The sequence below is a fragment of the Rhizobacter sp. J219 genome, from assembly GCF_024700055.1.
GTDB lineage: Bacteria > Pseudomonadota > Gammaproteobacteria > Burkholderiales > Burkholderiaceae_C > Rhizobacter.
In genome coordinates this window covers 2,347,695-2,364,892 of sequence record NZ_JAJOND010000001.1, presented here as the reverse complement: position 1 = coordinate 2,364,892, position 17,198 = coordinate 2,347,695, and the positions used below count along the sequence as shown (strand labels likewise).

Genomic DNA, 17,198 nt, shown 5'->3' with positions numbered 1-17,198 from the left:
ATGTGCGCAGTAGTGGGCATGGGCGTGGTACGCCCAGGGGCAGTTCGTGCGCGTGGCCGGCGGGTCAGCGCTGGTACACGCGGACGTAGTCGACTTCCATGCGCACCGGGAAGGCCGCATCGTCGGGCGTGCCGCCGAGGATGCCGCCGACCGCGACGTTGAGCAGCAGGTGCTGCGGGTGGTCGAACGGCCAGCTGCCGTAGCCGGCGCCGGCGGGCTTGGCGTAGGTGAAGTAGGTGACGTCGTCGACGCCCCAGGTGATGGCGTCGGGTGTCCAGCGCACCTGGTAGCGGTGGAAGGTGTTGCAGGTGTCGGTGACGCTGGTGTGCGAGCCGCGGCCGTTGGCGCCATTGAAGTCGCGCATGTGGGCGGTGCCGAGGATGCGGCCGGGCTGCCAGCCGGTCTGCTCCATGATGTCGATCTCGCCGTCGTCGGGCCAGGTGCCGCGGCTGCCGAGCATCCAGATCGCGGGCCACGCGCCCATCGCACAGGGCAGCTTGGCGCGCACTTCGAAGAAGCCGTAGGTCCACGACGCAAGGCCGCGCGTCAGCAGCCGCGCGGAGGTGTAGTTCTGGCCACCGAAGTCGGGTGCCGTGGCGAGCCGCTCGCGCCGCGCGGTGATGATGAGCGAGCCGTTTTCCACGCGGGCGTTCTCGGGGCGCGCGGCCGAGTAGTACTGCAGCTCGTTGTTGTACCAGCCGTCGCGGTTGCGGTAGGTGTCGTAGCCCCACTTCGCCGGGTCGGGCAGGCCCGTGGTGTCGAACTCGTCGCTCCACACGAGGCGGTAGCCCTCGGGCAGGCCCCCTGCGACTGGCGCGGGTGCGGGCGCGGCGGAGACCGAGCCCGACCCACCGCCGCAACCTGCTGCCGCGACGGCCGACAACCAGATGCCCGAGGCGAGCGCTGCTTTCATCTTGATCCCTTGCACGATGTGGAGGTGGTGAACTTCAGTCGCTGACGCGCACCCAGTCGTAGTAGGCCGGGCCGCCACCGCCGTTGTAGGTGCCGACGAAGTTGATCGCGCCGGCCGAGTTGTTGCCCACCCAATGGTTCATCATGAGTCGCATCGGCGTGCTGATGCTGGTGTTGACACGGCGGAACTCGCGCTCGGTGCCGTTGGCCTCGACGTGGAACCAGCGCACGTAGCTCGGGCGCCACTCGAAGCCGATGGTGCGCCAGCCGGTGGCCACCGAGAACTGCTGGTAGTTCTGGCGCCCGTTGGTCCAGACGTTGGTGTGCAGCGTGCGCCCGCTGTTGATGAACTCGATGTCGATCTCGAAGTGGCTCGATGTGCCGGCCGTGCCGGTGTAGAGGAAGAACGAGGTGTTGGACCCGGCGATGGTGCTCGGCTGCAGGCGAGTCACGAACTTGCCGTAGGTGAACGACTGCCAGGTGCGCACCTCGGCGCACTTCACGTTCGAGCGGTTGCTGCTGTTGACGTTGGCCGCGAGCGAGCCCCAGCCGGTGCGCCACACCTCGCTGTAGGCGAAGGTGCAGCCGAAGATGTCGCCGTTGTGCCAGCTCGCGGTCTCCCACGCGCCGCCGGCACCGCCGGTGCCGTCGAAGCCCTCGAAGAAGTTGGCGGCGAAGGCCGGGGTGGTGGCGCCGGCCGCAAGGACGAGCGCCAAGGCGCGCAATGGCTTGTTCATGGGTTTGTCTCCTGTCTTGGATGGGAGGGGGCGAGGCCCTCTTCATGAAGCCGGGGCTGTGTCGCCCCGTGCTGCTGCGTTGGTGCCTCAGGGCTCCAGCGAGATCGAGCCGACGGCGAGGTCGTGGGCACCTGCGGTCGAGGCCGGGTTGACCACGTCGACCGCCAGCAGGCCGGCACGCACCGTGTTGAGCACGGTGCCGCTGCCGCAGTGGCCGGGCAGCGGGAAGCGGGTGCTGTTCAGGTCGATCACGGTTTCGCTCAGCGTCGAGCTGACCACCGCTTCGGCGGTGGCGGTGCAGCCGTCGGCCGAAACCGGCGTGGGTTGCAGCTTGATGAGCAGCAGCGCATCGGTGCTGCTTCGCAGCTGGATGCGCATGCGGGTGTAGCCGCTGGCGTTGAATGCGGTGTTGTTGGGCGCGTAGAGGCGCAGCGCCGCGCCGGCAAAACTCTGTGCCGAGGCGAGCGTGGCGCCGTAGCTCACGGCGCTGGCGGCGAAGGCCGGCGTGCCGGCGGTCTGTGCCGCGCCGTTCTCGGCGTACTGGTAGGTTTCGATGCCGCCGGCCTGCGCCGTGGTCGTGGTGCCGGTGGGTGTGGCGAAGGCGGTGGCCGGGGAGGGGGCCGGCGCGGGGCCGGGTGCCGGTGCGGGCGCCGGGGCCGAGGCTGGCGAGTCGTCGTCACCGCCACCGCAGGCGGCCAGCAGCGCGGCGCTGAAGAGCACCGCCATCGTTCGCGAAGCCCGGCGTTTCGAGATCATGTCCATGGTCGTCTCCTGTGTTGTCGTGACGTGTCCATGGTGGGCTGCGCCTGCTCATCGCGCCGGTGGCGGCTTGCGGCGGTGCTGACCGATCTTGCGATCCTGAGGCTCGCACCGGCCTCAGTGGCACATCATCAAGCCGTAGCGTGGGTTGCGCTCGCAGACGACCTGCACCGCACGGCTGGCGGGCGCCGGGGGGAGGGCTTGCGCGCCGCGGCGGGTGGCGTGGCACGGTGCGTGGGCGATGTCGATGTCGATGCCGAGCCCAAGGTCGAGGACGCGGCCGGGGCCGCCGCCACGACAGGGGCGGGTGCAGGCGAGGCGAGGGCGGGCGCGGGTCCGGATGGGGTTGCCGCGATGAACTCCATGCGCCCCACCTGGAAGCGCACGGGCTCGGCCGAGGGTTCGTTGGCCGTGACTTCCACGCGCGCGACGGCCGGCAGGGTCTGCGCGATGCTGGCACCCCGTTCTCCGCAGAAGGACTCGGGGCCGAAGGCGGAAAGCGGGATGAGGTAGTCGCTGAGCTGCGTGCCCACGCGCATCATCATCACCGGGTAGCAGCCCGCGTTCTGGATCTTGAGATCGGTGCCCTTGAGGCGGATGCGCAGCACGCGTGGCGTGGCCGAGGCGAGACGGATGCGCAGGTGCTCGTAGGCCGACAGGTCGACCGGCATGCCGCGCGCATCGCCGCCCACCTCGATGCCGAGCGTGGCCCACTGGCTCGCATTGACCGTGGAGAGCCGGCCTTCGACCTGCACCGCCGCATCGGCCACGCGCACTGACGCGATCGACGCATCACCGCTGCGCTCGGACATCGCCAACTGCTGCACCGGTGCCCCCAGGTGGCTCTGCATCGGCTCCTTGAAGTCGGCCCACAGGAGGGGCGTGTCGGGCGCGGCCTGGGCGGCGTGCACGAAGGCGACGGCACACGCCGCCAGCTTGGCGGCAGTCAGGCGTCTCATGTCAGAGCGGGCGCGGCTGCACCGGCATGCACAGCTCGCAGCGCACGAACGGGATGCCCGGCACGCTCGCCCGCGGCTCGTAGCGCTCGAAGAAGTGGCCTTCGCCCATGCTGAAGGGCGAGTGCGGCAGCCATTCGTCGAGCAGCGTGCGCCAGCCCAGCGCAATGTCGCTGGAGGGGCCGTCGAAGGGCAGGGTCGCGATCCAGCGTTCGCCGACACGGTGGCGTGCCAGGCGGACGCCCGGGTCGCGCCAGCCCGGCGGAAGCTCCACGCAGGCGTCCATGCGGCAGCTCTGCGGGCCGGCGATGGCCGGGTCGTCCAGGCCGACGAAGGCCAGGGGCTGGTCGCCCAGCCCCAGGCTGTGCACCACCGGAAGAAAGCGCTCCCACAGTTCGTAGGCGGCGTATCGGTAGTCGCCGCGGGCGCGCATGAAGAGGTACTCGGCGGGCTCCTGCCGGCGCACTTCCACCGCCGGCGGCGGCGCGGTGCCGCGGTCGTGGGCCGGGGTGTGCCAGTTGAGCCAGCCGCCGCTGCGCCAGACGCTGGGCGTCATGCCGAAGTGTTCGCGGAAGGCGCGTGCGAAGGCTTCGGGTGAGGCGAAGCCGCAGTTGAGCGCGATGAAGGTGATCTTTTCGTCGGGGCAGTGGCGCAGGCGGCCGGCGGCGCTCTCGAGGCGGCGGCGGCGCACGAAGGCCTTGAGCGTCTCGCCGGTCCACGAGAGGAAGAGGCGGTGGAAGTGGAAGGGCGAGATGGCCGCCAGCCGCGCCAGCGTCTCGAGCCGCAGGTCGTCGGCCAGGTGGGCGTCGACGTAGTCGAGCACGGCCTCGATGCGGTGCACGTGGTGGCCGGGCACCGGCAGCAGAGGCGGCGTGCCGGCGTGCGGCGGGCGCGGCGCGGGCGGAAGGGGCGCAGATGAAAGAGGCGCGGATGAAAGAGGGGCTGATGCAAGGGTGGACATCGACATTCCTCCTGTGGCGGAAACGGTTCGGCAGGCCGGTCAGCGTGCGTTGACCACCCGCCCTTGTGCGTCGAACACATGGCACTGCTCGGTGTCGGCCTGCAGCCAGACGGCATCGCCTGCCGACAGCGCCGCATGCGCGGCGGGCAGCTTGACGGTGGCGATGTCTTCGCGGCCGGCCAGCCGCGCGTAGGCGATGTCGCAGTCGCCCAGGTGCTCGACCTGGTCGACCGTGGCGCGCAGGCCGGCGTCGCGCGGGGCGAGGCGGAAGTGCTCGGGCCGCACGCCCAGCGTCACCTCGCGCGGGTTGCCGGTGAGCGAGGTGCCGGGCAGGTGCAGCGAGCCGGCGTCGCCGAGCGACAGGTGCACGCCGTCGTTCATCGCCGTGGCGGTGGCGGCGATGAGGCTCATGCGCGGCGAGCCCAGGAAGCCGGCGACGAACTGCGTGGCCGGGTCGCGGTAGAGGTCCATGGGACGTCCGACCTGCTCGATGCGCCCGCCGTTGAAGACCGCGATGCGCGTGCCGAGCGTCATCGCCTCGACCTGGTCGTGCGTCACGTAGACCATGGTCGTGCCGAGCTCGCGGTGCAGGCGCGCGAGCTCCATGCGCATCTGCACGCGCAGGGCTGCGTCCAGGTTCGACAAGGGCTCGTCGAAGAGGAACACCTTCGGGTGGCGCACGATGGCGCGGCCGATCGCCACACGCTGGCGCTGGCCGCCCGAGAGTTCTTTCGGCTTGCGCTGCAGCAGCGGCACGATCTGCAGGATCTCGGCCGCGCGCTGCACCGCCTGGGCACGCTCGGCCTTGCCGAGCTTCGTGAACTTGAGCGCGAAGCCGATGTTCTCGGCCACCGTCATGTGCGGGTAGAGCGCGTAGTTCTGGAACACCATCGCCACGCCGCGGTGCACGGGCGAGAGGTCCTGCGCTTCCTGCTCGCCCACGAGGATGCGGCCGGCGTCGATCTCTTCCAGCCCGGCGATGCAGCGCAAGAGCGTGGTCTTGCCGCAGCCCGAGGGGCCGACGAAGACCATGAATTCGCCGGAGGCGATCTCGAGGTCGATGCCGTGGAGGACGCGCGGGCCCGAGGCGTACTGCTTCTCGATGCCGATGAGGCTCATGGAGGTCATGGTGACGACTTCTTGTTTGTGGAGGTCAGCCCTTGACGGCGCCTGCGGTCAGGCCTTCGATCAATCGGCGGGAGTAGAGGATGAAGAGCACCAGCAGCGGCAGCACGGTCACCGCCGAGCCGGCGCTGATGGCGCCCCAGGGCGTCTGCCCGGTGCCCTGCAGCGAGCGCAGCACGAGCGGCGCGGTGAACATCTCCATGTCGCTCATCACCAGCAGCGCGCCCACGAAGTTGTTGTACGAGCCGATGAAGGTCACGAGGCCGAGCGTGCCCATGGCCGGGCCGATGAGCGGCAGCACCACGCGCCAGTAGATGCCGAACTCGCCGCAGCCATCCATGCGTGCGGCCTCCACCAGCTCGCGCGGCACGGCCGAGCCGATGTACTGGCGCATCAGGAAGATGCCGAAGGCCGAGCAGGCGCCGGGGATGATGAGCGAGCGGGTGCTGTTGAGCCAGCCCAGCTCCTTCATCATCAGCACGTAGGGGATCATGCCCACGAAGGCCGGCAGCAGCATGGTGGCCATCAGCGCGGCGAAGAGCTTGTCGCGCCCGCGGAACTCGTACATCGAGAAGCCGTAGCCGCCGAGCGAGCACAGGAAGAGGTTGAGCACGGTGGAGGCAGTGGCGATCCACAGCGACAGCCCCACGCTGCGCCAGAACATCGGGCGCTGCGCGACGAGTTTCGTTCAGGTTGTCGAGGAGCGCATCGCCGAACCAGATGGGCGGCGGCACCGAGAGGATGTCGGTGTTGGTGTGCGTCGCGAAGACGAACATGAAATAGAACGGCGCCAGCATGATCAGCGCGCCGACGAGCACCAGCGCATGCGGCAGCCACTGCGACAGTGCGAAGCGGCCAGGCTTGCGGCGCTGCCGGGGGCCGGTGCGGCGCTCATGGTGGGGAGGGAAGAGGCGAGGGTGGACATACCTTCTCAGTCCTTGCGGCCGAGGTAGCGGTTGTTGAGCCAGGTGAGCGCGGCGATCACCATGAACATGAGCCAGGCCACGGCCGAGGCGGTGCCGAAGTCGCCGTCGGTGAGGCCGACCTTGTACATCTGCATCGCCACCGTCTCGGCCACCTGGCCGACGCCGCCGCTGCCGCCGGTGAGCACAAAGGGCTCTTCGAAGAGCTGCAGGTTGCCGATGATGGTGAGCGTGATGGCGAAGAGCATCATGGGCCGCAAGAGCGGCAGCGTGATGTAGCGGAACTGCTGCCAGGTGCCCGCGCCGTCGACGGTCGCGGCTTCGTACAAATCCTTCGGAATCGTCTGCAGCGCCGACAGGTACAGCACCGTGTTCCAGCCGACGAAGCGCCACCACACGATGAAGGCGACGATCGGGCGGGTGTACTCGGGTCGGCCCCAGTCGATGTTCTCGGTGGGGAAGAGCCAGGCGAGCGGGTGCACGCCCATCACCTGCCACTGGCCGAGGCCGGTGAGCACCTGGTTGATCACGCCGAAGTCGCGCGAGAAGAGCGACGAGAAGACGAGCGTGATCGCCACCGTGTTGGTGATGTACGGCAGGAAGTACATCGAGATCACCGGGTTGCGCACCCGGCGGAACTGCGTGTGGATGAAGTAGGCGAGCGGGATCGCCACCAGGTGCTGTGGCACGCCGGCGGCGATGCCGAGCCAGAAGGTGTTGGCCATGGCGCGCCAGAAATCGCGCGCATAGAGCCCGACCAGAACTCGGCGCTCAAGAAGCTCCCCCAGGGCAGGCCATCGAGCTGCAGCACGAAGAGGTAGTTGCCCCATCCTTCCCATTTCATGCCCGACAGGCCCGCCGCGATCTCCCAGCGGAAGAACGAGGCGTAGGCCGAGAACAGCAGCGGAAAGAGCCCGAAGCCCAGGAAAAGGATGAAGAACGGCGCGACGAAGACGTAGGGCATCCAGTGCCACGGCTTCAGGCGCCGCCTGCGGCGGGGAACCGGCCGCGGCGCGGCTGCGGGAAGAACGGCGGACATGACGAGGATGCGTGGCCTGCTGAGTGGATGGAGCCTCGCCACCTCAGCGGCGGATGCGGCGCTCGATGGCCTTGCGGGCGTCGGCCAGCGCGAGCTTCACGTCCTTGCCCTGTTCGAGCACCTTGTCGAACTCGGCGGTGATCACTTCGGCGGCCACCGGGTCCAGGCGGTCCACGTCGACGGCGGGGATCTTCTGGGCGGTCGCCTTCCACTGCTGGCGGGCGCGGGTGTTGCCGAGGAATTCGACCGGCTGGTCGACGAAGGGGTCGTTGGTGGCTTCGATCAGCGCGGGGAAGGCGTCGAGTTTCACGGAAGGCGGCGATCTGCACCTCGCGGCTCGTCGTCATGAACTTCACGAACTCCCAGGCGAGTGCCTTGTTCTTCGCGCCCTTGGGGATGGCGTAGTACGAGCCGCCCCACGAGGCGTTCACGCCGCCGGGCAGGCTTGCCGAGCGCCAGTTGCCACGGGTGTCGGGGGCGATCCAGTTCTTCAGGTGGCCGGCAAGCCAGGCGCCCATCATCTCGGTGGCCACGGTGCCGCGGCGGAAGCCTTCGCTCCACTCGTTGCTCCAGGCGCCGATCTTGGCGTCGATGCCGGCGGCACGGGCGCGCTTGGCGGTCTCGAAGGCCGTCACGAAGCGCGGCGACTCGACCAGCACCGTGCCCTTCTCGTCGAAGTAGATGCCTTCGCCGTCTTTCAGGCCCGAGCGCAGGATGATGTCCTTGATGGCCGCGGCGTGCGGGATCAGGTAGGTGCCGCTCTTGGCCTTGAGCTTCTGGCCGGCGTCGATGAAGGAGTCCCACGACTTGGTGAGGTCGGCCTCGGTGATGCCGGCCTTGTCCATGAGGTCCTTGCGGTAGAAGAGCGCGCCCGGGCCGATGTCGGCCGGCAGGGCCGCACGCACGCCGCCGCGGCTGGTGCCCTGCGCGGCGGCGAACTTGAAGAAGCGGTCGGTGAGGGCGTTGGCGTTGTAGGGCGGCTTGGCGAGGTCTTCGAGGCCGCCGCCCTCGGCGAACTTGGCCACGAAGCCGATCTCCAGGCCCATCACGTCGGGCAGGTTGGCGCCGGTGGCGAGCGCGGTGGTCATCGCGTTGTGGTGGTCGCCGTAGCCGAGCGAGATCAGCTTCACCTCGACGTCGGGCCGCGCCTTCTTGAAGAGGGGGATGGCGGCCTGCACGGAACGGTCGAGGTCCTTGAACGCCGAGACGGTGAGCACCGTCTGGGCATGCAGGGCCAGCGAGGCGAGGCCGAGGGTGGCCGCGAGGCCGAGGCGTGTGACGAATTTCATGGGGTCTCCGTGTCGTGGGCAATGCGCGCAGGTGCAGCATTCATGCAAGCGCTTGCACAGCAGTGTAGAAGTCGCCTTCGCGGCATGTCACTGCGGAGGAACCCCGTGCGAAACCGCAAGATTTGGCAGGCGGCGCCGGCGCGGGCGGGCTAGGGCCCGCGTCAGGAGGAGCGGCGAGAGGCAGTCTTCTTGCGCGCGGCAGCCAAAGGGGCCTTGGCGGGCTGCATCGGCAGCGCACGTGTGGACTCACGCACCACCAGTTCGAGCCGCGCCATCGGGCCGCGGGGTGGCTTGCGCCCGTCGATGAGGGCGACCACCGCGTTGGCCGCTTCACGCCCCAGCTCGCGCAGCGGTTGCTTCACCGACGTGAGCGGCGGCACGCAATAGGCCGAGTGCGCCACGTCGTCGAAGCCGACCACCGACACGTCATCGGGCACGCGCAACTGGCGGCGGTGCAGGGCGAGCATCGCGCCGTAGGCCGAGTCATCGTTGGCGCAGAACACGGCCGAGAAGGGCAGGCCGCGGTCGAGCAGCAGCGTCATCGCGCTCAGGCCACCCGCCTCGACGTAGTTGCCCGGGGCCACGAGCCGCGGGTCGAAGGTGATGCCAGCCGATTGCAGGGCGGCGCGGTAGGCGAGGAAGCGCTGGTCGGCATCCGACCGCCCCGTGGGGCCGCCGATGTAGGCGATGCGCCGGTGGCCGAGCTCCAGCAGGTGCTGCATGGCCTGCTGCGCGCCCAGCCCGTGGTCGAAGGCCAGCGAATGCACGAAGCGCGAGTTGACCTGGCGACCCACCACCACCATGGGCACGGTCTGCGCGTGGCGGTCGAGGGTTTCGTCATCGATGCCGGGGTGGATGAGGATCAGCCCGTCCACGCGCCGCCCCTCCATCGAGGCCAGGCGCTTGGCCTCGTCGTCGCGCTCCCAGTGGGTGCTCGCGAAGATGGCGTCGTACTCGTGGCCGATCAGGCCGTCTTCCACGCCGCGCATGGCTTCGTTGAAGAACGAGTTTCACGATCTCCTGGGTGAGCACGCCCACGGTGAGCGTGCGGCCCCGCGCGAGCCCGCGTGCGACCAGGTTCGGCCGGTAGTTGAGGCGCTGGATGCTCTGCTCGATGGCGGCGGCCTTGTCGTCGGCCACGAAGTGCGTGCCGTTCAGGTGGCGCGAGACGGTGCTCGTGGAGACGCCGGCCAGGCGCGCGACTTCTTCCAGCGTGATCTTGGTGGCCATGGGGTGCCGCGATTGTGTGAGGTTTCATGATAGCGCTTGCTTGAGCCAGGAGGGTCGGAGGTCGCGCCCCTGCCACATCTCGCTTCCCCTGACATGCTTCGCAAGATCGGCACGGTGCTTTCGTTGCAAGCGCTTGCACGGCTCGGTATCGTCACGGGCATGCAACCCGACCATTTCAGATTCCCGCCAGGCTTCCTCTGGGGAGCCGCCACCTCGGCCTACCAGATCGAAGGCAGTGCCGACGTCGACGGCCGCGCCCCCAGCATCTGGGACACCTTCGCCAAAACGGCCGGCCGCGTCGCCAATGGCGACACCGGCGATCGTGCCTGCGACTCCTACCGCCGCGTCGAGGAAGACGTGGCGCTGCTGCGCACGCTCGGCGTGCAGGCCTACCGCTTCTCGATCTCTTGGTCGCGCGTGATGCCGTCGGGCCGCGGGCCGCTCAACCCCGCCGGCGTCGACTACTACCGCCGCCTTGTGTGCCTGCTGCGCGAGGCCGGCATCCAGCCGATGGTGACGCTCTACCACTGGGACCTGCCGCAAGCCCTGCAGGACGAAGGCGGCTGGACCTCGCGCCGCTGTGCGCACGACTTCGCAAACTACGCCCGCGCGATGTTCGAGGCGCTGGGCGACGAGGTGCCGGTCTGGTTCACCATCAACGAGCCTTGGTGTGCGGCTTTCCTGTCGTACGCCTACGGCCTGCATGCGCCGGGCGAGCGCGACCTTGCGCGGGCCGTGACCGTGGCCCACCACCTGCTGCTGGCGCACGGCCTGGCGGTGAAGGAGTTCAGGCGCGGCGAGTGGGTCGGCCGCATCGGCATCGCGCCTAACGTGGAGTGGCACGAGCCCTACACGCAGCACCCGGCCGACGTGGCCGCCTGCGAGCGCGGCCTTGCCTGGTTCAACCGCTGGTTCCTCGACCCGCTGTACCGCGGGCGGTACCCCGCCGAGATGCTCGCGGGCTACGCCGCGCTCGGCATCCACCCGCCGGTGGAAGACGGCGACATGACCACCATCGCCCAGCCCACCGACCTGCTCGGCATCAACTACTACTCGGGCTGCTACTCGCGCGAGGCGCTGCCCGCCGAGCCGCCGCAGGACGAGGTGGCGCGTCAGATCCACACGCTGCGCCGGCTGGAATCGGTCGACGTGCCCGGCTTCAAGAAGACCGACATCGACTGGAACGTCTACGCCGACGGTTTCTACAAGGTGCTGTCGTGGATCCGCGAGGAATACGGCAACCCGCCAGTCGTGATCACCGAGAACGGCGCCTGCGACAACACCGGCCCCGACGCCGAAGGCGTGATCGACGACGCCGCGCGCATCGAGTACTTCCGCCGCCACGTCATCGCGCTCGACCGCGCGGTGCGCGCCGGCAGCGACCTGCGCGGCTACATGGCCTGGTCGCTGATGGACAACTTCGAGTGGGCCTACGGCTACGACATGCGCTTCGGACTGGTGCACGTCGACTTCGAGACCTTCGCGCGCACGCCGAAGGAGAGTTTCCATTGGTACCGCCGGCTGATCCAGGAAGGCGGCTGCGTCGCATGAAGGCAAAGAGCATGATGAAACGAGTGGTGGTGTGGGCTGCGGGTGCGGCGCTTCTGTGCGGATGTGCGGCACCCCCGCCGCAGGTGGCGAAGGTCGACGCGCGCGTGACCGTCAACGCCGACCAGGTGGGCCTCGCGGTCAACCCGGCCGTGACCCGCGGCTACAACTTTGGCAACTGGATGGCGATGGTCGACCACGGCGAGGCGCTCGCGCTCACGCCGGCCGCGTCGCTGCGCTTCCCGGGCGGCAACATCGGCGACGAGCAGGACATGGACGCCGCCACGCTGAATGCGTTTCGCTCGCTGCTCACGCTGGTGAAAGGTTCGCCCGAGACTCGTGATCCAGACGCGGGTGTTCGCCGGGCGGGTGGACCGCGTGCCGGCCAACCGCCCCGAAGACGCGGCCTCGGCCGTGCGCATGGCCCGCGAGCGCGGGCTCAAGGTGCGGCACTGGGAGATCGGCAACGAGCCCGACCTCTATGCCGTCACCCGCGGTGACAAGAGCTGGACACCCGAGCGCTACTGCGAGGTCTTCCGCGCGCAGGCCAAGGCGGTGAAGGCGGTGGATCCGCAGATCAAGGTGGCGGGGCCGGCCGTCTCGGGCATCCATGCGGCGCCGATGCGCTTCCTCGAACGTTTCGTCGAGCTGTGCGGCGACGTGGTGGACGTGGTCTCGTATCACATCTACCCGACCGAAGGCGATGGCAGCGAAGACGCGGCGCTCGCAAGCGTGGCGCAGGTCGATGCGACTCTGCGCTCGGTGCGCGACACGCTGCGCGACCCGCGCCGCAACCCGCTGGGCTACACCCGCGAGTTGCCGATCGCGGTGACCGAGTACGGGCTGTCGTGGAAGACCGACCGGCCGCGTTTCCTGGCCGACATGCCCGCGGGGCTGTGGACCGCCGAGACCGCGCTGCGCCTCGCCCGCCAGGGCGTGGACATGGCGCACTACTTCGCCTACCAGGGCACCGGCTTCCACGGTCTTCTCGACAACGCGGGCGTGCCGCGGCCCACGTACTACGCCTTCCGCCTGCTCAACGGCCTGGAGGGGCGCTTCGTGCCCGCCGAGTCGAGCGACAGCCGACTGTGGTCGCACGCCGTGCGCAACGGCGACTCGATGCAGGTGCTGCTGCTCAACACGCAGACCGCGCCGCTGCGCGTGGCGCTCGACGTGGCCGGCTGGCAGGTGCGGCAGGCGAGCTATTTCGATGCCGCCATCGTGGAAGGCGAGGCCGACTTCGGCACCTTGGCGGCTGGCCGTGAGCTGACGCTGCCGGCGCGCTCGATGACGGTGGTGAAGCTGCAGCGCGCGCCTTGATGACCCGACTAGATAAATACAGACAGAAGGAGACACACGACATGAGCACCTCCAGCAAGCGCCTTCGCCCGCACGGCGGCATCGCCCTGGCCGCGATCGCCCTCGTCACCGGCTGCGCCACGGCTGACGCCCCCGGCCCGGGCCCCGCCGCCAGCGTGGCCAAGCCCGCCTCTGCCAGCGCGACTCCCGCGCCGGTGGTGTTCGCGGTGCCCGCGCCCGCCGGTGCCACGGTGCAGGGCGGCATGCACGAGGCTTTCGCCTATGCCGAGAAAGAGGGCGACGCCCGGATCGACGACGTGAAGGTGATCGACGGCGTGGCCCGCGTCACCGGTACGGTGTGGCCGCAGAAGGGCAGTACCTGGGCCGGCATCGGCTTCCTGGCCACACCGGGGCCAGCCGGCAAGACGAGCAACCTCACCGCCTTGCGCCAGGTGCGGCTGCAGCTGGCCTCGGCCACGGCCACGCAGCTGCGCCTGCGCGTGCTCGGCGACGACCCGGCCACGCGGGCCTCGGGCTGCTACCCGGTGGCCACCGTGGCCGTCAGCGTCGCGCTGCGCGAAGTGGCGGTGCCGCTGTCGGCCTTCCGCCCCGAAGGCTATTGCGACGCGCGCGGCAAGCCGATCGCGAGTGTGCTGCCGGCCGTCGCCGCCATCGAGGTCAGCGACCCCACGCTGAGCGGCTCCGCGCTCCGCACGGTCGAGTTCAGCGTCGGCCGCATCACGGTCGGGCCCTGACGGGCCCTGGTGCGTTCCGGCCACCCCGGCCGGAAAAGTGTGCCGTAGTGCGCATCGTGTGACGCGCACCCGGCCGGTCGCCCGACCGGCCGTTCGCGAAGGGGGCGTTCACCCCCGTTCGCCTGACCCCTCGTCGGTCCGGAATTGGGCGGCTTCCGCCCCTCTCATTCCGCTCAAGTCTGCAGGCGTCCCCGGAACAATGACCTGGCGAAAACCAAGGTCGCGCCGTGCACATGACTGTCTTTCAACGCTTCTCTCGACTGCCCACCGGATCACCCCAAATGACCGGGTTTCGGTGCGCTGATCCCCAGACCGCCACGGCACACCCTCTTACACACTTGATGCAATGCCAGGCCCTTGTTTCCGGCCTGGCGAAGCGGAGCAACCCATGAACGTCAAACGCTTTACCGCGCGCACCTCGCGCGACGCCCTGACCCTGGTGCGCCAGGCTTTCGGTGAAGACGCCGTGGTGTTGTCGACCAAGCCCTGCCCCGAAGGCGTGGAAGTGCTGGCCATGGCGCCCGAGAGCGTGCAGCAGATCGAGCGCCTGTCGGCCACCTCGGTCGCCGCGCGTGCCGCCGCCGCTCCGCAACAGGCCGCCGCCCGCCCCGCCGCAGCCGCCAAGGCAACGCCCAAAGCCCCGGCCGCCGCGCCCAAGCAACCGGCGCCCGCCATGCACGACGACGTGCAGGACGACGTGGCCCGCCTGTCGATGAGCACGCTCTCTTTTCAGGACTATGTGCGCGAGCGCATGCTCAAGCGCCGCCAGGCCGCGATGAACACGCAAGCCCGCCAGCACGAGCCCGGCTTCGAGGATTCGCGCCAGGATTTCATGGATTCGCGCCAGGGCTTCATGGATTCCCGCCAGGACCTCGAACCCGATCTGCCGAGCGCGCTGGAACAGCGCCTGGCCGCCCGCAATGCCGTGCCGCAGCCGCCGAAGGCGCCGCCCAGCCTCGCCATCGTGACCCCGCCGGCCGCCCCGCGCACCCAGATGCGCGAGCCACCGGTGCTGCGTGAAGAAGTGCGTGCGGCTCAGCAGCCTCAGGCCATGCCGCAACCGGTGATGCAGCAGCCCGTCGCCATGCAGACACCCGTGTTGGCTGTGCCCTCGCTCGCCGACACGCAAAGCGCCGTCAACCTGGCCGCCGCCCGCCGCGAGCAGCAGGACATGATGAACGAGCTGCGCTCGATGAAGGGCCTGATCGAAGACCGCTTCGGCGCGCTCGCCTTCATGGAGAAGATGCAGCGCCACCCGCAGCAGGCCCAGCTGATCCAGAAGCTGCTCGACTGCGGCTTTTCGCCCGCACTCACCCGCAAGCTCGTCGAGAGCCTGCCCACCGACGTGGCCGACGAGACCGCCTGGGCCGCAAGCGTGCTGGAGCGCAACCTCATCACCGGTGAAGCCGAGCACGCGCTCGAAGACCAGGGCGGCGTGTTCGCACTGATCGGCTCCACCGGCGTCGGCAAGACGACCAGTGCCGCCAAGATCGCCGCTGCCTTCGCCGCCAAACACGGTGCCAACAACCTCGGCCTGATCACGCTCGACGCGTATCGCGTCGGCGCCCACGAACAGCTGCGCGCCTACGGCCGCATCCTCGGGGTGCCGGTGCACACCGCCCACGACCGCGCCTCGCTCGAAGACCTGCTCGAACTGCTGGCCTCGAAGAAGATGGTGCTGATCGACACGGCGGGCATGGCCCAGCGCGACACCCGCACCCGCGAGCTGCTGGAGATGCTCGCGCACCGCTCGATCCAGAAGCTGCTCGTCGTCAATGCCGCGGCCCAGGGCGAGACGATCGAAGACGTGATGATTTCTTACCACGCGGCTGCCTGCCGCGGCATCGTCCTCTCGAAGATGGACGAAGCCGTGAAGCTCGCACCGGCGCTCGACGCGCTGATCCGCCACAAGCTCAAGGTCGTCGGCGTCGCGAACGGCCAGCGTGTGCCCGAAGACTGGCACCGCCTGTCGGCCCATGCGCTGGTGCACCGCGCGCTGCGCGCCAACGTGAACCCGGCCTACCGCGTGGAGGCGTCCGACGTGAACCTGATCTTCACCGCGCGCCAGCAGGCGCAACGCCCGCGCGCCTCTTCCCTCCACGCCTGATCAATAAGAGCGCCTCGCCCTCTCATGTACGACGCCTACGATTCTTCCTTCCCCACCGACCAGGCCCACGGCCTGCGGCAGATGTTTGCGCATGCCCGCGTGCGCTTCGTGCCGGTGGTGGCCAACCCGCACGTCGCCTTCGGCGGCGTGATGCTCGAGCGCCTGTGCACTGCCTTCGGCGAGCACGGTGTGCACGTGCTGGTGATCGATGCGTCCGACCGCGCGCCCGCCCCGAAGGAGATGGCCGCGCTCGACCTCTCTGAATGCGTGGAGACGCTGTCGTCGCAGGTCTCCTACCTCGCCGCCCGCGGCCTGCCGGTGCGTTATGTCGACGCGACCGGCTCCACCGCGAGCTTCCTGCATGCCGTGGCCGACGCCGCGCCCCACGCCGACGTGGTGCTGGTGCACGCCACCGAAGGCGACCTGTGCCGCATGTTCGCCCGCAGCGAGGCCCGCCCGCTGCTGCTGGCCGACGACCGGCCGTCGGCCGTGACCCACGCCTACGCCGCGATGAAGATGCTCAACCAGCGTGCCGGCCTCGTCGTGTTCGACCTGCTGCTGAGTGCCTCGCCCAACTCGCCGCGCGCCGAGCGCATCGCCATCCAGCTCGCCACCTGTGCCGATGATTTCCTCGGGGCCGTGCTGCGCGACTGGCTGCAGATCGACCCTGCGTCCGATGCCCGCGAAGCGCCCACCAGTGCGCTGCGCCGCTGGGCCCGCGATGTGCTGATGCAGGCGCCCGGCGCCCACGTCGGCGCACGGGGTTTGCATGCCGCGCAGCAGCTGCAGAAGAACGCACAACACGTGCTGAATTGACCTCTCGGAGCCGAGAACCATGTACACCGCCAAAGGCCAACTCGACGTCAACTCGATGCTCAAGCAGTACAGCCCGCTGGTGCGCCGCCTGGCCCACCAGATGATCGCCAAGCTGCCGGCCAACGTCGAGATTCGACGACCTGATCCAGGTCGGCATGATCGGCCTCACCGACGCCTTGAGCCGCTTCGACGCGGCGCAGGGCGTGCAGTTCGAAACCTTCGCCACGCAGCGCATCCGCGGCGCCATGCTCGACGAGCTGCGCGGCAACGACTACCTCTCGCGCGGCGTGCGCAAGCAGCAGCGCAGCATCGAGAGCGCGGTGCACAAGCTGGAGCAGAAGCTCGGCCGTGCGCCCGCCGAGAGCGAGATCGCCCGCGAGATGGGCGTGTCGCTCACCGAATACCAGGAGCTTCTGGGCAAGGTGCGCGGCACCCAGCTCGTGTACCTGGAAGACATGTCGGGCGACGACGGCGACAACGACTACCTCGACCGCCACGTCGCCGACGAAAGTTTCAACCCGCTCGCGCAGCTGCAGGACCAGCGCATGCGCGAAGCGCTGATCGAAGGCATCAAGAACCTGCCCGAGCGCGAGCAGTACGTGATGAGCATGTACTACGAGCACGACATGAACCTGAAGGAAATCGCGGCGGTCCTCAAGGTCACCGAGTCGCGTGTGTGCCAGCTGCACAGCCAGTCGATCGCGCGTCTGCGTGTGAAGTTGCGCGAGTGGTAGGAGTCTGA

Annotated in this window: 16 protein-coding genes and 2 pseudogenes; 7 read left to right on the top strand and 11 right to left on the bottom strand. The window is 69.2% G+C overall.

The features are described from left to right. Positions 1 to 64: 64 nt before the first annotated feature. The 11 genes and pseudogenes from LRS03_RS10770 to LRS03_RS10720 form a co-directional block, all read right to left on the bottom strand. Entirely contained in the window at positions 65 to 913 is an 849-nt protein-coding gene (locus LRS03_RS10770) for a glycoside hydrolase family 16 protein (RefSeq protein ID WP_257825425.1), read from the bottom strand. 34 nt (positions 914 to 947) lie between these two features. Beyond that, positions 948 to 1,649, bottom strand: coding sequence for a family 16 glycosylhydrolase (locus LRS03_RS10765; protein WP_257825424.1), 702 nt, complete (start codon positions 1,647 to 1,649; stop codon positions 948 to 950). A gap of 87 nt (positions 1,650 to 1,736) precedes the next feature. Next, positions 1,737 to 2,411, bottom strand: coding sequence for a hypothetical protein (locus LRS03_RS10760; RefSeq protein WP_257825423.1), 675 nt, complete (start codon positions 2,409 to 2,411; stop codon positions 1,737 to 1,739). Between the two features lie 128 nt (positions 2,412 to 2,539). Then, a complete protein-coding gene (locus tag LRS03_RS10755) occupies positions 2,540 to 3,367 on the bottom strand; it encodes a hypothetical protein (RefSeq protein WP_257825422.1) in 828 nt (275 codons plus the stop codon). A gap of 1 nt (position 3,368) precedes the next feature. Beyond that, positions 3,369 to 4,325 (bottom strand): AraC family transcriptional regulator, encoded by a 957-nt coding sequence (locus LRS03_RS10750; RefSeq protein WP_257825421.1) that lies wholly within the window; start codon positions 4,323 to 4,325, stop codon positions 3,369 to 3,371. 39 nt (positions 4,326 to 4,364) lie between these two features. Next, positions 4,365 to 5,453 carry an ABC transporter ATP-binding protein gene (locus tag LRS03_RS10745; RefSeq protein ID WP_308296417.1) on the bottom strand — a complete coding sequence of 363 codons (1,089 nt, stop codon included), beginning with the start codon at positions 5,451 to 5,453 and terminating at the stop codon, positions 4,365 to 4,367. Between the two features lie 25 nt (positions 5,454 to 5,478). Continuing rightward, positions 5,479 to 6,114: a carbohydrate ABC transporter permease gene (locus tag LRS03_RS10740; protein WP_257825420.1), complete on the bottom strand. Its 636-nt coding sequence runs from the start codon at positions 6,112 to 6,114 to the stop codon at positions 5,479 to 5,481. A 267-nt stretch (positions 6,115 to 6,381) separates the two neighbouring features. Then, positions 6,382 to 7,098 carry a carbohydrate ABC transporter permease gene (locus LRS03_RS10735; protein WP_257825419.1) on the bottom strand — a complete coding sequence of 239 codons (717 nt, stop codon included), beginning with the start codon at positions 7,096 to 7,098 and terminating at the stop codon, positions 6,382 to 6,384. Between the two features lie 253 nt (positions 7,099 to 7,351). Then, a complete protein-coding gene (locus LRS03_RS10730) occupies positions 7,352 to 8,701 on the bottom strand; it encodes an ABC transporter substrate-binding protein (RefSeq protein WP_257825418.1) in 1,350 nt (449 codons plus the stop codon). Between the two features lie 161 nt (positions 8,702 to 8,862). Then, on the bottom strand, positions 8,863 to 9,690 hold the full coding sequence (locus tag LRS03_RS10725) for a substrate-binding domain-containing protein (protein ID WP_257825417.1): 828 nt from the start codon (positions 9,688 to 9,690) through the stop codon (positions 8,863 to 8,865). A gap of 148 nt (positions 9,691 to 9,838) precedes the next feature. Next, positions 9,839 to 9,931 (bottom strand): annotated as a pseudogene (locus LRS03_RS10720) (LacI family DNA-binding transcriptional regulator); the annotation flags it as partial. Positions 9,932 to 10,024: 93 nt separating this feature from the next. On the opposite strand from LRS03_RS10720, the gene LRS03_RS10715 reads away from it, so the two are divergent. The 7 genes and pseudogenes from LRS03_RS10715 (at position 10,025) to LRS03_RS10685 (ending at position 17,190) form a co-directional block, all read left to right on the top strand. Then, positions 10,025 to 11,482 carry a GH1 family beta-glucosidase gene (locus LRS03_RS10715; protein ID WP_257825416.1) on the top strand — a complete coding sequence of 486 codons (1,458 nt, stop codon included), beginning with the start codon at positions 10,025 to 10,027 and terminating at the stop codon, positions 11,480 to 11,482. Positions 11,483 to 11,493: 11 nt separating this feature from the next. Continuing rightward, positions 11,494 to 11,979 (top strand): hypothetical protein, encoded by a 486-nt coding sequence (locus tag LRS03_RS10710; RefSeq protein WP_257825415.1) that lies wholly within the window; start codon positions 11,494 to 11,496, stop codon positions 11,977 to 11,979. Next, on the top strand, positions 11,900 to 12,799 hold the full coding sequence (locus LRS03_RS10705; protein WP_257829483.1) for a GH39 family glycosyl hydrolase: 900 nt from the start codon (positions 11,900 to 11,902) through the stop codon (positions 12,797 to 12,799). Before LRS03_RS10710 ends, LRS03_RS10705 begins: the two co-directional genes overlap by 80 nt. 41 nt (positions 12,800 to 12,840) lie before the next feature. Then, positions 12,841 to 13,533 (top strand): hypothetical protein, encoded by a 693-nt coding sequence (locus LRS03_RS10700; RefSeq protein WP_257825414.1) that lies wholly within the window; start codon positions 12,841 to 12,843, stop codon positions 13,531 to 13,533. A gap of 388 nt (positions 13,534 to 13,921) precedes the next feature. Continuing rightward, entirely contained in the window at positions 13,922 to 15,640 is a 1,719-nt protein-coding gene (gene flhF, locus LRS03_RS10695; protein ID WP_257825413.1) for a flagellar biosynthesis GTPase FlhF, read from the top strand. A gap of 24 nt (positions 15,641 to 15,664) precedes the next feature. Further along, positions 15,665 to 16,456 (top strand): MinD/ParA family ATP-binding protein, encoded by a 792-nt coding sequence (locus tag LRS03_RS10690; protein ID WP_257825412.1) that lies wholly within the window; start codon positions 15,665 to 15,667, stop codon positions 16,454 to 16,456. Positions 16,457 to 16,475: 19 nt separating this feature from the next. Beyond that, positions 16,476 to 17,190 (top strand): annotated as a pseudogene (locus LRS03_RS10685) (RNA polymerase sigma factor FliA). Positions 17,191 to 17,198: the final 8 nt, after the last annotated feature.

Bases quoted from the DNA above. Each gene is read 5' to 3' on its own strand.
- LRS03_RS10745 (WP_308296417.1), bottom strand. From the start codon at position 5,453: ATGACCTCCATGAGCCTCATCGGCATCGAGAAGCAGTACGCCTCGGGC.
- LRS03_RS10765 (WP_257825424.1), bottom strand. From the start codon at position 1,649: ATGAACAAGCCATTGCGCGCCTTGGCGCTCGTCCTTGCGGCCGGCGCC.
- LRS03_RS10770 (WP_257825425.1), bottom strand. From the start codon at position 913: ATGAAAGCAGCGCTCGCCTCGGGCATCTGGTTGTCGGCCGTCGCGGCA.
- LRS03_RS10690 (WP_257825412.1), top strand. From the start codon at position 15,665: ATGTACGACGCCTACGATTCTTCCTTCCCCACCGACCAGGCCCACGGC.
- LRS03_RS10740 (WP_257825420.1), bottom strand. From the start codon at position 6,114: ATGTTCTGGCGCAGCGTGGGGCTGTCGCTGTGGATCGCCACTGCCTCC.
- LRS03_RS10735 (WP_257825419.1), bottom strand. From the start codon at position 7,098: ATGGCCAACACCTTCTGGCTCGGCATCGCCGCCGGCGTGCCACAGCAC.
- LRS03_RS10755 (WP_257825422.1), bottom strand. From the start codon at position 3,367: ATGAGACGCCTGACTGCCGCCAAGCTGGCGGCGTGTGCCGTCGCCTTC.
- flhF (WP_257825413.1), top strand. From the start codon at position 13,922: ATGAACGTCAAACGCTTTACCGCGCGCACCTCGCGCGACGCCCTGACC.
- LRS03_RS10750 (WP_257825421.1), bottom strand. From the start codon at position 4,325: ATGTCCACCCTTGCATCAGCCCCTCTTTCATCCGCGCCTCTTTCATCT.
- LRS03_RS10700 (WP_257825414.1), top strand. From the start codon at position 12,841: ATGAGCACCTCCAGCAAGCGCCTTCGCCCGCACGGCGGCATCGCCCTG.
- LRS03_RS10760 (WP_257825423.1), bottom strand. From the start codon at position 2,411: ATGGACATGATCTCGAAACGCCGGGCTTCGCGAACGATGGCGGTGCTC.
- LRS03_RS10705 (WP_257829483.1), top strand. From the start codon at position 11,900: ATGGCCCGCGAGCGCGGGCTCAAGGTGCGGCACTGGGAGATCGGCAAC.
- LRS03_RS10725 (WP_257825417.1), bottom strand. From the start codon at position 9,690: ATGCGCGGCGTGGAAGACGGCCTGATCGGCCACGAGTACGACGCCATC.
- LRS03_RS10710 (WP_257825415.1), top strand. From the start codon at position 11,494: ATGATGAAACGAGTGGTGGTGTGGGCTGCGGGTGCGGCGCTTCTGTGC.
- LRS03_RS10715 (WP_257825416.1), top strand. From the start codon at position 10,025: ATGCTTCGCAAGATCGGCACGGTGCTTTCGTTGCAAGCGCTTGCACGG.
- LRS03_RS10730 (WP_257825418.1), bottom strand. From the start codon at position 8,701: ATGAAATTCGTCACACGCCTCGGCCTCGCGGCCACCCTCGGCCTCGCC.